General features: G+C 62.3%; 12 protein-coding genes. 3 read left to right on the forward strand and 9 right to left on the reverse strand.

All coding sequences use genetic code 11. The features are described 5' to 3' along the window. Positions 1-40 precede the first annotated feature (40 nt). The 3 genes from V7714_RS13920 to V7714_RS13930 form a co-directional block, all read right to left on the reverse strand. Complete coding sequence (locus tag V7714_RS13920; RefSeq protein WP_335710283.1) at positions 41-451, reverse strand: MAPEG family protein; 411 nt, start codon at positions 449-451, stop codon at positions 41-43. A gap of 28 nt (positions 452-479) precedes the next feature. Next, complete coding sequence (locus tag V7714_RS13925; RefSeq protein WP_335710284.1) at positions 480-3185, reverse strand: bifunctional acetate--CoA ligase family protein/GNAT family N-acetyltransferase; 2706 nt, start codon at positions 3183-3185, stop codon at positions 480-482. 153 nt (positions 3186-3338) lie between these two features. Beyond that, positions 3339-3545, reverse strand: coding sequence for a heavy-metal-associated domain-containing protein (locus V7714_RS13930; protein ID WP_290332252.1), 207 nt, complete (start codon positions 3543-3545; stop codon positions 3339-3341). Between the two features lie 176 nt (positions 3546-3721). Between V7714_RS13930 and ppa the strand changes: the two genes are divergently transcribed. From ppa to V7714_RS13945, 3 genes are all read left to right on the forward strand, one after another. Next, the gene (gene ppa / locus V7714_RS13935) at positions 3722-4246 is read left to right on the forward strand and encodes an inorganic diphosphatase (RefSeq protein ID WP_284197282.1); all 525 of its coding nucleotides are present in this window, start codon (positions 3722-3724) and stop codon (positions 4244-4246) included. A gap of 326 nt (positions 4247-4572) precedes the next feature. After that, positions 4573-6582 carry a M13 family metallopeptidase gene (locus tag V7714_RS13940; protein WP_335710285.1) on the forward strand — a complete coding sequence of 670 codons (2010 nt, stop codon included), beginning with the start codon at positions 4573-4575 and terminating at the stop codon, positions 6580-6582. A 125-nt stretch (positions 6583-6707) separates the two neighbouring features. Beyond that, a complete protein-coding gene (locus tag V7714_RS13945; protein WP_335710286.1) occupies positions 6708-7742 on the forward strand; it encodes an NADP(H)-dependent aldo-keto reductase in 1035 nt (344 codons plus the stop codon). Between the two features lie 60 nt (positions 7743-7802). Here V7714_RS13945 and V7714_RS13950 read toward each other — a convergent pair whose 3' ends face one another. The 6 genes from V7714_RS13950 to nudK are packed head-to-tail and all read right to left on the reverse strand — an operon-like array spanning position 7803 to position 12893. Then, a complete protein-coding gene (locus V7714_RS13950) occupies positions 7803-8528 on the reverse strand; it encodes a substrate-binding periplasmic protein (protein ID WP_335710287.1) in 726 nt (241 codons plus the stop codon). Further along, positions 8525-9208: a TonB family protein gene (locus V7714_RS13955; protein WP_335710288.1), complete on the reverse strand. Its 684-nt coding sequence runs from the start codon at positions 9206-9208 to the stop codon at positions 8525-8527. Before V7714_RS13955 ends, V7714_RS13950 begins: the two co-directional genes overlap by 4 nt. Before the next feature lie 17 nt (positions 9209-9225). Then, a complete protein-coding gene (locus tag V7714_RS13960) occupies positions 9226-9963 on the reverse strand; it encodes a DsbC family protein (protein WP_335710289.1) in 738 nt (245 codons plus the stop codon). A 28-nt stretch (positions 9964-9991) separates the two neighbouring features. Continuing rightward, the gene (locus V7714_RS13965) at positions 9992-11146 is read right to left on the reverse strand and encodes a UbiH/UbiF family hydroxylase (RefSeq protein WP_335710290.1); all 1155 of its coding nucleotides are present in this window, start codon (positions 11144-11146) and stop codon (positions 9992-9994) included. Next, a complete protein-coding gene (locus V7714_RS13970) occupies positions 11143-12306 on the reverse strand; it encodes an FAD-dependent monooxygenase (RefSeq protein WP_335710291.1) in 1164 nt (387 codons plus the stop codon). Before V7714_RS13970 ends, V7714_RS13965 begins: the two co-directional genes overlap by 4 nt. Continuing rightward, positions 12306-12893 carry a GDP-mannose pyrophosphatase NudK gene (gene nudK / locus V7714_RS13975; RefSeq protein WP_335710292.1) on the reverse strand — a complete coding sequence of 196 codons (588 nt, stop codon included), beginning with the start codon at positions 12891-12893 and terminating at the stop codon, positions 12306-12308. Before nudK ends, V7714_RS13970 begins: the two co-directional genes overlap by 1 nt. Positions 12894-12895: the final 2 nt, after the last annotated feature.

A 12895-nucleotide genomic window follows, 5' to 3' on the forward strand; every position in this document is an offset into this window, starting at 1 on the left:
AAGCTGAAGCCCACCCAATAAGATGGTGCATGGCAGGAGCTCAGAGTTTCATCAGCAACTGCAGCAGCCACATCGCCAGTATGGCCAGCTGCCCCAGGAAACAAACCAGCCTAAGCCACACCTGCCAAGCTCGCGTACCGCTCAGGTGCACCAGCGACTGGCTCACCCGCAGCCCCAGCAGCACAGGTGCCGCCGCATCGGTAACAGCAGTCTGGCCGGTGGCAATGGCATACAGCAGCACGGTGGCCACCAAGGGCAGGTTCTCGATGCAGTTGCCATGTACCCGCACGATACGCTCGGCCAGATCTCCCAGGCCCTTGTTGTCGGCGGTGAAGCCGTTCACCGCCCGCTCCCCCCGCAGCAGGAACAAGGCCCGGTGATTGATCAATAACAGCACCATCAGCACACACCAGCCGGCGTAGCCCAGCAAGGCCACCGCAGTGGGATTCATACCTACTCCTTCGTCTATTGCATCACGGTTAAAGCGCCTTCACCACCCACTTGAGGGTTGCATCATCGGGGTGGGGGCGTATATCAAAACCCAGTTTCTTCATCAAACCCAGCATGGCGGTGTTGGACCCCAGGATATCGCCCTCTATCGAAGACAAACCGGTATCACGGGCCGCCTTGAATAGCGCCTCCATCAATTGCACGCCCAAACCCTTGCCCTGCCAACGATCCGCAATGGACACCGCAAACTCGCAGCTGGCGGCATCGGGGTTGGCGGTATAGCGGGCCACGCCGGCGATGCGCTCACGGCCATCCTCCGTCACAGTCGCCGCCACTGCCATCTCGCGGGCGTAGTCGAGCTGGGTAAAACGCACCAGCATGCCGGGCGACAATTGCTTCAGCGTGCTCATGAAACGGTTGAAACGGCTCTCATCCGATAACTCCACCCGTACAAAATACTGCAGCTCATCCGCATCTTCCGGCCTCACCGGGCGGAGCACACAGGCCATGCCGTCCTTCAACTGGCCATGGGTGATCAGATGTGCCGGGTAGGGGTGCACCGCCATATGGCTATAGCGACGAAAGCCTGGTGGCAATGCCGCCACGACGATGCTGGCATCCACCGCAACCGCCCCGTGCTCATCCACTACGACCGGGTTCAGATCCAGCTCCACCATCTCCGGCAGCTCACATACCATTTCGGACAAGCGCAGGAGTATCTGTCTGACCGATTCGATATCGGCCGCCGGATGATTGCGGAACGGCCCCAGCGCCCTGGCCACCTTGGTGCGCTTGATCAGGTTGCCGGCAATCATGTCATTGAGCGGTGGCAAGGTCACCGCCACATCCTCAAATACATCCACAGTCAGGCCGCCAGAGCCAAAGGCAATGATAGGCCCGAACACCGCATCACGCGCCACCCCCAACATCAACTCCCGGCCATGGCGCTTGCCATGCATCTTCTGCACCACCAGCCCATGCACGCTGTCCGCAGGCAAACGCTGGCGGGCATAAGCCAGCATGGCCTCGGCATTATCGGCCACCTGCTCCAGCGAATTAAGATTGAGCAGCACACCATCGATATCGCTTTTATGTATCAGGTTGTCGGCATCTATCTTCAAGGCCACCGGCAAGCCTATGCGGGCAGCAGCAGCCACCGCCTCCTCCCGCGTCGCCGCTGGCAGGGTGGGGGGATGGGGAATATGGAATGCATCGAGCACCGCCAGCGACTCCGCCGTGGTCAACAGGCTGCGGCCTGCCGCCAGGGCACCCGCTATCACCTGTCTGGCCTGGGCCACATGGGGCTCGCTACGGCTGCTGAGCGGACCGGGCGTCTGCAGGCTCAGCTCCTGTATGTAATTCCAGGCCGCCAGGCTGGCAAACGCCTCCACCGCATGCTCGGGCGAAAAGAAATACGCCATATGGGCCCGATCCAGCAATTTGCGGGACAAGGCGATCTTCTTGTCCCCAAGCCAGACCAGCATCAATAGCTTGTCGGTCTTGCGCCGCAGCGCAATCATCCGCTCCGCCGTGGCAAGATGATCGGTCCCCGCCTGCGGGGTCAGCACCACCAGTACGCCATCCACATTCGGGTCAGCCAGGCAGGCCTCGGCAGCCACCAGAAAGCGCTCTGGCGGCGCATCCCCCAGGATATCCACCGGGTTATCGTGATTGCCTATGGGCGGCAGCGATTGATCCAGGTAGGCCACCGTGGCCGCATCCAGCCTGGGCATCTCCACCCCCAGCTCGCGCGCCCTATCCACCGCCATACGGCCGGCGCCATAGCCATTGGAGATCACCGCCAGCCTGCGGCCGCGCGTGCGGTAGTTGGCCGCCAGCATGCGGATGGCGATGCTCATGTGCACCATGGTGGGCACCCGCAACACGCCCACCCGGCGCAATGCGGCATCAAACGCATCGTCCCGCCCTATCAGCCGGTAAGAATGCGTACGGGCGGCATGGTCTGTCGGGTTGGGGTCACGTCCCACCTTTAGGCAGACCACCGGCTTCTGCCGAGCCGCGGCACGCAGCGCGCTCATAAAGCCACGGGCCTCGCCTACATCTTCCAGGTACAGCAAAATGCCACGCGTCTGGGAGTCCTGCGACAGAAAATCCAGTATTTCGCCAAAGTTCACATCCGCCGCCGCCCCCATGGAGACCACGGCCGAAAAGCCCACCTCATGGGCTTCTGCCCAATCCAGAATGGCACTGGCCACCGAGCTGGACTGCGAAACCAGGGCCAGATTGCCTGGCTTCACATGCCCCTGGTAATTGGCAGCAATCAGCCCTTGCGATGGCCGCATCATGCCCAGCAGGTTGGGGCCCAGGAGACGCACACCGTATTGCCGCGCCATGGCCACAGCCTCTTCCAGCAGGGCGCGATTGCTGGAATCCACCGCCACAAAATCGCGCGACAGCACCAGCGCCATCTTCACACCACGCTCGCCACACTCCCGCATCAATCCCGGCAGGGTACGGGCCGACGTGGTGATGACAGCCAGGTCTATCTCATCGACCGGCACTGCCGCGATGCGGTCGTACACCCGCTCGCCAAAGACCGCACCATGCCGCAGGTTCACACCAAACAGTGCGCCCTTGAAGGGCGCATCGAGCAGGTTGCGGAACACGCGGGCACCAACCGAATCCGTGGTTTCGGATGCACCGATCACCACGATATTGTTCGGCTGGAACAGCGGGCTGAGGTAATGCGCCTTCATTGCGGTCCAGCGCTCCATGGAGCCATCCCATCTCGTGTCGTTGTAGCGGGCAGTTACAGTGTAGCCGCTGCCCAGGCAAGGCTAGTGACGGTATCGCCACCCAGCATATAGCCTAGGCGTACCGCTAAGCCCCCTGAATCTGCCTGCAGCCCCATCCTCGCTACAGACGCATCAAGCCGGCACATCAAAGCCCGCAGCCTCAATGGCCGCGCGTATTGCAGCCACAGTGGCCTGCTGTGGCTCGAATACGACGGTAGCTTCCGCTTCCGCCAGACGCACCTGTACGGCACTCACGCCGGCCACCGCCTTGACGGCGCGCTCCACCGAGGCCACGCAACCACCGCAGCTCATGCCTTCTACCTTGAATACCTGTTCCATCACTTGCTCCTTTGCCTATCGCCACGGGCATGGCCTGGGTACCAAGCCTATCACCACGCCGTCCCCTGCCATAGTGCAGCGATCTTCCGCTCATGTTGTGGTCAACAGAGCCGATTCCGGGCGGGTATAATCCTCCCGCTGATTAAATCTCTCCTGCATTGAACCAAGGACAAACCATGAATCTCGACCGCGTATCTGCTGGCAAGGACGTACCGAACGACTTCAACGTCGTCATCGAAATCCCCGCCAACGCCGCACCCATCAAGTACGAACTGGACAAGGAAACCGGCGCCATGTTCGTGGACCGTTTCATGGGCACCGCCATGTTCTACCCATGCAACTATGGCTACGTGCCACAGACCCTCAGCGAGGATGGCGACCCGGTCGATGTGCTGGTCGTCACCCCCTTCCCCCTCAGCCTGGGCGTGGTGGTGCGCTGCCGTCCGCTGGGCGTGCTGAAGATGGAAGACGAGGCCGGTATCGATGCCAAGCTGATCGCCGTACCGGTGGACAAGCTCTGCCCCATGTACAAGGAGATCAAGTCCACCAGCGACCTGCCCCCGCTGCTGCTGGAACAGATCCGCCACTTCTTCGAGCACTACAAGGACCTCGAAAAGGGCAAGTGGGTCAAGGTGACCGGCTGGGACGGCATCGAAGCCGCCCAGAAGGAACTGGTAGACGGCGTGGCGCGCTATAAGTAAGCCCGCTCGATCACCGCTACTAACGGCCGCCTCAAGCGGCCGTTTTTCATTTCCATTCATCCCCTTCATCAACAGCTCGTCGCATCGCGCTGGCCCCCGCCCTTGCCTCTCTGGCATAAGAGCCCGCGAAGAACTCAAGTCACTGATCGATGGGTAGGGACGGGGTTGGCATCAGGGATATTCAGGCACAGGACGTCAGTGCAGCCTGGGCCAACAGGTTCTCCCTGACTGTATCCCTACCCAGCCCTCCCGCTGCGCCGGCGCAGGGCAGCCAACGATCTGGCTTCTGTTTCTCAACAACAAAAGCTCACCACAGGGGACAACACATGCAACTGACCCGCCTCACCTGCGCGCTCGCGCTGGCACTGCCACTCAGCGCCCTCGGCGCGCCCAAATCCGGCATAGACCTGAGCAACTTCGATACCAGCATACGCATACAGGACAATCTCTATGCAGCGGTCAATGGCGGCTGGGAGAAAAAGACCGAGATCCCGGCCGACCGTACCAGCTGGGGCGCCTTCCAGCAGTTGCGTGATCAGTCCGAACAGCAGGTACGCGGCATCATCGAAGCCGCCGCCAAACAGGATGACGCCAACGCACGCCAGATCGCCGCGCTGTACGGCAGCTTCATGGATCAAGCCCAGGTAGAACAACTGGGCATCAAGCCGCTCAAGCCACTGCTGGAGCAGATAGCCGCCATCAAAAACCAGGCTGGCCTGTTGACCGCACTGGGGCAATGGCAAAGCCGGGGCGTGCGCCTGCCGCTGCGGATCAGCGTCGATCAGGACAGCAAGGACGCCACCCGCTACCTGCTGGATATCCGCCAAGGCGGCCTGGGCTTGCCCGATCGCGACTACTACAGCGAGCCGGACGCACGTATGGCCGCAGCGCGCGCCGCCTACAAGCGCTATCTGCAGACCCTGCTCATGCTGGATGGCGAAACGGCCCAGGACGCCGGCACCAAGGCCGACGCCGTGATCGCCCTCGAGGGCAGGCTGGCACAAGCCCAGTGGAGCAAGGTTGATAATCGCGACCCCGAGAAAATTTACAACAAGCTTGACCGCGCCGGGCTGAAGGCCTTGGCGCCGCAGCTGGATTGGGACGCCTTCCTGGCTGCTGCGGACGCCGGCCAGGCCACCGAGGCCAATATCAGCCAGCCGGGCTACATCAGCACCCTGGCCAAGCTGCTGCACAGCGAGCCGCTGCCGCTATGGCGGGACTACCTGCGCATACGGGTACTGGATGGCTACGCCCCCTATCTGTCCAGCCCGTTTGCCGACGCCAGTTTCAACTACCACGACCAGACCCTAGCCGGCGCCAAACAGCCACGGCCACGCTGGAAACGCGGTGTGGAAATAGTGGAAAGGAACCTGGGGGAAGCCGTGGGCCAGCTCTATGTGGCGCAGTACTTCCCGCCCCAGGCCAAACAGAAGATGCAAACACTGGTGGACAACCTGCTCAAGGCCTATGGCCAGAGCATAGACAAGCTGGAATGGATGAGCCCAGCCACCAAGCAGGCAGCCCAGGCCAAACTGGCCAACTACACGGTCAAGATCGGCTACCCCAAGCACTGGCGCGACTACAGCGGACTGACCATCAAACACGATGACCTGCTAGGCAATGTGCTGCGCGGCCACCAGTTTGACTACGCCCGCGAACTCGCCCACCTGGGCCAACCCATAGACCGTGAGGAATGGGGCATGACACCCCAGACGGTGAACGCCTATTACAACGCCTCCCTCAATGAGATCGTGTTTCCGGCGGCCATACTGCAGCCCCCGTTCTTCGACGCCGAGGCTGACGATGCCGTCAACTACGGCGGCATAGGCGCAGTCATCGGCCATGAGATCAGCCACGGTTTTGACGACGAAGGCAGCATGTTCAACGGCCAAGGCAACCTGCAGAACTGGTGGCAAGCCAGCGACAAGGCCGCCTTTGGCAAGCTGGCAGATCGCATGGTGGCGCAATACAGCCAGTACCAGCCCATAGCCGGCCGCTACGTCAACGGCAAACTGACGCTGGGCGAGAACATCGCCGATCTCTCAGGCCTGCAGATTGCCCACAAGGCCTATCTGCTCAGCCTGGACGGCAAGCCGGCGCCTACCCTGGATGGCTATACCGGCGATCAGCGCTTCTTTATCGGTTTTGCCCAGGTCTGGCGTAACAAGACCCGCGAAGCCCGACTCCTGCAGCAACTGACGACAGGCCCGCATTCGCCCGCCACGCTGCGTCCCATTGGTGCCGCCGTCAACAGCGATGCCTTTATGGAGGCCTTCAACATCAAGCAGGGCGACGGCATGTTCAAACCCACCAGCGAGCGCATACGCATCTGGTAGGACACCAACGCTTCTTGGGGCCGCGCAAGCGGCCTTTTTTTATTGGTAAGCCCCCCGCGTACACCACCCCACAAACCGCTGCCCTTGCGCTATTCTGTGCTCCCCATCCAACACGGAACACAGCCATGCGCTACCAGCCGCTGGGCAGCAGCCAACTCCAGGTCAGCGCCCTCTGCCTGGGTACCATGACCTTCGGCGAACAAAACACCGAGGCCGAGGCGCACGCCCAGCTGGACCTGGCCTATGAGCGCGGCATCAATTTCATTGATGTGGCCGAGATGTACCCCGTCCCCGCCCGGGCAGAAACCCAGGGGTTGAGCGAACGCTACCTCGGCACCTGGCTGGCACGGCAAGCGCGCGACAAGCTGATCATTGCCACCAAGGTGGCCGGCCCTGGCCGAGGGCTGCAATGGCTGCGCTCACCCTTGCGTTGCGATGGCCCGCAGATTCAGCAGGCCGTAGAGGCCAGCCTGGCGCGCCTGCGTACCGACTACATCGATCTTTACCAGTTGCACTGGCCTGCCCGTAGCGTCCCACTGTTTGGGGCCAGCCAGTACGAACCGGCCGATGAGCGCCACCACCCCAGCCTGCACGAGCAACTGGCAGCGCTGGGACGGCTGGTCGAGCAGGGCAAGGTACGTTACGTGGGCCTCTCCAACGAAACCCCCTGGGGGGTCTGCCAGTTCATCAAGCTGGCAGAGCAGCATGGCCTACCCCGCGTCGCCAGCGTACAGAATGCCTTCAGTCTGGTGAACCGCAGCTTCGAGCAGGGTCTGGCCGAGGTCTGCCATCGCGAGCATGTGGGGTTACTGGCCTATAGTGCGTTGGCCTTCGGCCACCTGAGCGGCAAATACCTGGATGACCCGCAGGCTGCGGGCCGTATCACCCGCTTTCCCGCATTTGGTCAGCGTTATGGCAAGGAACAGCTCCCGCCTGCCGTCGCCGCCTATGTCGCCCTGGCCCGGGAGCATGGCCTCAAGCCCGCCCAGATGGCCCTGGCTTGGGCGCAGCACCGCTGGTATGTCAGCAGCACCATCATAGGTGCGACCCAGTTGGGGCAGTTGGCAGAAAACCTGGACAGTACAGAACTGGTATTGCCGCAGGCCGTGCTGGACGGCATAGAGGCCATCCACCGACGCTACCCAAATCCAGCCCCCTAGAAGCTGGCGTAGCGCTGCTCGATGGCGGCGTAATCGCCCCGCTTGCGCAGGGCAGCCCCATCAATAGCTGTCGTATTTCTTCTCGATGGCGAGGTATTCCCCACTCTTGCGCAGCGCTTCCAAGCCCGCATCAAACCGATCGCGTTGCTCTGGCAGCCTGAAGGCCACCTGGTAGGGCGTGGGGGGAAACAAGGCAAACCAGCTGACGGGCTGGCGGGTATCCACCACGTCCGATACTTCGCGATTGAAGTACTGAATAATGCGTCTATCCCCCACCACCACATCAATACGGCCTGAATACAGCAGGCGATTGCGGGAGATTTGCTGGGCTTCTTCCCGATACTGGGGGTTGTTGGATGCCATGGCCTGGAACTCTGTACCCAGCAGGGTGCGGGCACGCTGGAAGGCGCTGACAGAATAGCCCCCCAGATCCGCAATGCTGCGCAGATTGAGCTTGCGCGAGGCCAGCGCCACCGCCACGTTGTGGTATTCGATATACGGTTTGGAGTAGTGGGCCGGTACGCCACTACGGGTATTGGTAGTGGCAATGGCATCGATCTGGCTCATCTCCTGCATGCGATGCAGCCGTTCCATGGGCGCAAAAAAGGGCTCCACCTCGAAACCTGCCGCCATGGCGGCCTGCACCACGATATCGTATTCCAGCCCGCGCTTTTCCTGCTCAAAGATATACGGTGGCTTATGGGTCCCAAAGCCTATGCGCAATTTCTCCGCCGCGCAGGCGCCTGACAGGAGAAACAGGCTGACAAGTAGGAAATGACGAATCACGGCTTGGGTGGCTCTATAACCTCAATCATTTCTTTATAGCGCAAGGGCGCGGCATCGCAGCGGCCAAAACAGACTTCAATCTGCTTCAGATTGCGCACCCGCCGCCCTTCCAGCATGGCAGGCTGCCATACCGCCCGACGAAAGGCACCGATGGCCAGGTTGTTGAGTATCTCGTCCGCCGTGGATTCCACCACCTCGACACGGTCGGTCACGCCAAACTCGTCGACATAGACCGCCACCTTCACCCGGCCGTCCAGCTTGGCATGCCCCATATCCAAGGGCGTATCGACTCGCACCTCCACCAACGATTCCGCCGCGACATCCACCTCCTCGCTGGTGTACCAGGTGGTGTCGCTCGTTCCGCCAAACACCGCAATAGCACTGGGCAAGGATGAGGCCAAGGCCACCTCGACCGGTTCGGCAGCAGGCGTAGCTGCGGCATCTGCCGTGGGTGGCAGTACAGGTGACACAGGCTGTGGTTCAGCCGTGCCGGGCGGTGTCGGCAAGGGCGCTGGCGGGGCCGGCTGGGGCGTCACCCTGGCCAGCTTGGGTTGCAGTGTTACATCCAGGGCCAGGGTATGGCGCCCCTGCCCTGTTACTGCTTCCGCCCCCAACAGCGACAACAAGCTTGCATGCACCAGCGCAGAACCCGCCAAGGCATAAAAGAGTCGTCGCTGCATGGGCACGGCGTTACGGCTTACTTGGTCTTCTTGGCCGACAGCTTGGCTTCAAACTCTTCGACCGGAATGGCGCCCGATACCAGCTCGCCACTCTCGAACACCATGGCAGGCGTACCGTTGATGCCCAGCTTGTCCGCCAGAGCCACCGTATCTGCCACCGGGTTAGGACAGCTATCGCTACCCTCTGGCAGCTTGCCTTCAAACATCCAGCCTTGCCAAGCCTTCTGCCGGTCTGCCGCACACCAGATCAGTGCCGACTTGCGCGCCGCGTCGGGATGCAACTGGGCCAGGGGGTAGAGGAAGGTATAGACCGTCACATTGTCCAGCTTGGCAATGGTTTCACGCTCTATCTTCTTGCAGAAAGGGCAATCGGGGTCAGAGAACACCGCAACCTTGCGTGCACCCGTACCGCGTACCAGCTTGATCGCCTTATCCAGCGGCAGGCTGGAAAAATCCACCCGCGTCAGCTCCTTCATGCGGGTTTCGGTCAGGCTGACCTTGTTCTTCACGTCCACCAGGTCGCCGACCAGGATGAAGTCGCCACGGTTGTCGGTGTAGATGATCTGGCGGCCTTCCATCACCACTTCATAAATACCCTTGAGTGGCGTGGTGCGCACGCTCTCTATCGGCCGATTGGGGAATTTCTTCTGGATGTCGGCCTTGAGGTTAGCAGGCGCATCGCCAGCTGCATTGGCACACGCTGCCAGCGACAAACCCACCAGCGCTGCGAATAACCGTTTGTTGAAAGCAATCATGTGATGTCCTGCGTTGGGTGTAAAAAGATTAACGAAAAGCCTGCCGCATCAGGGTCCGCTTGAGCGGCCCCAATGCATCGGTCAGTTGCAGGCCCATATTGCGCACACGGCCCAGAACCGGGTCTGGGCTGGCAAACAGCTTTTGCAGGCCGTCACAAACGGTCTGCATCAGTAGTACTTCTTCGGCACGGCTGCGCGCATAACGCTGCAGCAGCATGGCATCGCCCGGGTCACGCCCCGGCTTGGCGTTGAGCAGCTCCGCCAGCACCCTGGCATCGCCAAACCCCAGATTGACGCCCTGCCCCGCCAGGGGGTGCACCGTATGGGCCGCATCCCCCACCAAGGCCAGACGCCGACCTATGCTGCGCTCGGCGCGGCCCAGGCTGAGGGGAAACCCCGCCGCAGGGCACAAGGGCGCAAACGCACCCAGTCCATGCCCACCAGCCGCCGCCACCCGGGCCGCCAGCAGCTCAGGCGCCAGACCCAGCAACTCGGTCGCATGCTGATTGCCGGTAGACCAGACCATGGAGATACGGTTGCCCGGCAAGGGCAGCCAAGCCAGTATCCCATCATGACCGAACCATTGCCGGGCAATATCACCATGTGGTCGCTGGCAGCTGAAATTGGCCACCACCCCCTGTTGCTCATAGGGCTGGCGGGCAAAGGCAATACCGGCCTGCTCACGCAACCAGGAGTTGGCACCGTCAGCCGCCACAGCCAGGCGAGCCTGAATACAGGCACCATCCGCCAAGGTCAGGCTGACGTGTTCCGCATCAAACTGCACAGCATGGAGGCTGGCCGGCGCCAATAGTTCCACTTGGCCTTGCAAGGCCTGCCATAGCCGTGCTTGCAGGCCCCGATTCTCTACCGTTGCAGCCAGTTGTTCGCTGGCCAGCTCCAGCGCATCGAAATGGATGCGCCCCCCGGCATCGCCCCGTACATCCATCTCGCGTATGCAGCCAGCGCGCAAGGGCGGCCAGGCGCCAAGGCTCGCCAGAAAGGCCTGGCTGCCGGGGCTGATGGCAAAGATGCGATTGTCCCAATCCTGCGGCAGCGCCGCCGGCAGCAGCGGCAACGCTCGCTCCAGCAAGGCCACCCGCCACTTGCCTGCCAGGGCCAGGGCCAAACTGGCACCGACCAGGCCGCCCCCCACGATCACAATATCGAATTCGCGCTGATTCATGCCGTACCAAACACCATGCGTTGCGCAAAGCCACGCCGCAGCGGCTGGAGATTGTCCAGCGCCAGCAAGCCTGCGGCCCGTAGATGTCGCACCGGCACCGATTCCAGGCCAAACAGCCGTATCAGTCCGTCGGTAAAGCCCACGGTCGCCAGGCTGTCGCGCTGCCGCAAAGCAGCGTAGCGGGCCAGCATGTCCGCATCCCCCAGCGCGGGCTGCGGTGTCGCCGCGATCACCCTGGCCAGGGCAATCGCGTCACGCAAGCCCAGGTTAAAGCCCTGCCCCGCTACCGGGTGCAGGGTCTGGGCCGCATTGCCAACCACAGCGATACGGCGGCCATGGTGCGCATCCGCCCACTTCAGCCGCAGCGGAAACGCCGCCCGCGTTCCCACTCGCGTCAACAGGCCCGCCCGGTCACCCATGCGGTCCTGCAGGGCTGCCAGAAACGCAGCATCAGGCAATCCCAGCACCGCCAAGGGATCGTTGGCGGGCCGCGTCCAGACCAGGGCGTAATGATCCTGCTTGGGCAGCATGGCAATCGGGCCGTCCAGCGCAAAACGCTCGAACGCCTGGCCATGGTGCGGTGTATCGGTCCAGACTTCAGCCACCACAGCCTGCTGTTGGTAATCATGTTCGGACTGGCCTATGCCGCTGCCAGCCAACAACTTCCCACCTTCGGCCAGTACGGCCAGGCGGGTCGTCAGCAGACGCTCCTGCCCGCCCTGGTTGACGGTGACCACGGCATAGCCATCCAGCGACTTCAGGCCACTCACTTGCGCGCCCGTCAGGTAATGCACGCCGCCAGCCTGTTCGGCCAGCCTGGCGTGTATGGCCGTGGCCAGGTCGGCATAGGGCAGCACATAGCCCAGCGCCGGCAAGCCCAGGTCAGCATCACTGAGCTTGACCCGACCGAAAGCCTGCTGCTGCGAGACATGTACGGTATGTATCGGCGTTGCGGCCGCCTGTGGCCAGACACCCAGGCCCGCCAGCGTCTGCCGGCTGGCATGGGCCACCGCCAGGGCGCGGCTGTCCTGCGCAGGCTGCTGGCGAGCCTCCAGCACACCGACCTGCCAGCCACGGTGAGCCAGCAACAGCGCCAAGGCGCCTCCCACCGGCCCGCCGCCGACGATGATCAGATCCAGATGATCAGGGAAATCGCGCATCAGCGCCCCACCCCCAATAAATCATGCAACTGGGCATACTGCAGCAGCATGATGGTTTTGCCATCACGTATGGCCCCACTGGCCACGGCGGCGACAGCCTCTGCAAACGACCACTCCAGCACTTCGATATCCTCGCCTTCCTGCTCCAGCCCACCACCTTCAGCCTGCTTGTCGGCCGGGTGATACTCGGCCACAAAGAAGTGCAGTATCTCGGTCACCGAGCCAGGCGACATATAGGCCTCGAACACCTTCTGCACCTGCCCCACCCGGTAGCCCGTTTCCTCGGCCACCTCGCGGCGTATGCAATCGGCCGGGCTATCGGCATCCAGCAAACCGGCACAAGCCTCCACCAGCATGCCGTCAGCGTTGCCATTGACCCAGGTCGGCAAGCGGAACTGCCGCGTCAGCACCACCGTGCCCTGGGCACGGTTATAGAGCAGGATGACCGCGCCATTGCCACGGTCATAGACCTCGCGACTCTGCTCCTGCATCTCGCCATCACGGCGCATCAGCCTGTAGCGGTAGCGATGCAGCAGATACCAGTTGTCCGACAACAACTGCTTGTCCATGATCTCGACCCGGCTCACGG

Source organism: Chitinimonas sp. JJ19, assembly GCF_036961565.1.
Lineage (GTDB): Bacteria > Pseudomonadota > Gammaproteobacteria > Burkholderiales > Chitinimonadaceae > Chitinimonas.

What these genes read in the sequence shown, in the direction of transcription:
- V7714_RS13920 (WP_335710283.1), bottom strand. Translation starts at nt 451, where the DNA reads ATGAATCCCACTGCGGTGGCCTTGCTGGGCTACGCCGGCTGGTGTGTG.
- V7714_RS13925 (WP_335710284.1), bottom strand. Translation starts at nt 3,185, where the DNA reads ATGGAGCGCTGGACCGCAATGAAGGCGCATTACCTCAGCCCGCTGTTC.
- V7714_RS13930 (WP_290332252.1), bottom strand. Translation starts at nt 3,545, where the DNA reads ATGGAACAGGTATTCAAGGTAGAAGGCATGAGCTGCGGTGGTTGCGTG.
- ppa (WP_284197282.1), top strand. Translation starts at nt 3,722, where the DNA reads ATGAATCTCGACCGCGTATCTGCTGGCAAGGACGTACCGAACGACTTC.
- V7714_RS13940 (WP_335710285.1), top strand. Translation starts at nt 4,573, where the DNA reads ATGCAACTGACCCGCCTCACCTGCGCGCTCGCGCTGGCACTGCCACTC.
- V7714_RS13945 (WP_335710286.1), top strand. Translation starts at nt 6,708, where the DNA reads ATGCGCTACCAGCCGCTGGGCAGCAGCCAACTCCAGGTCAGCGCCCTC.
- V7714_RS13955 (WP_335710288.1), bottom strand. Translation starts at nt 9,208, where the DNA reads ATGCAGCGACGACTCTTTTATGCCTTGGCGGGTTCTGCGCTGGTGCAT.
- V7714_RS13960 (WP_335710289.1), bottom strand. Translation starts at nt 9,963, where the DNA reads ATGATTGCTTTCAACAAACGGTTATTCGCAGCGCTGGTGGGTTTGTCG.
- V7714_RS13965 (WP_335710290.1), bottom strand. Translation starts at nt 11,146, where the DNA reads ATGAATCAGCGCGAATTCGATATTGTGATCGTGGGGGGCGGCCTGGTC.
- V7714_RS13970 (WP_335710291.1), bottom strand. Translation starts at nt 12,306, where the DNA reads ATGCGCGATTTCCCTGATCATCTGGATCTGATCATCGTCGGCGGCGGG.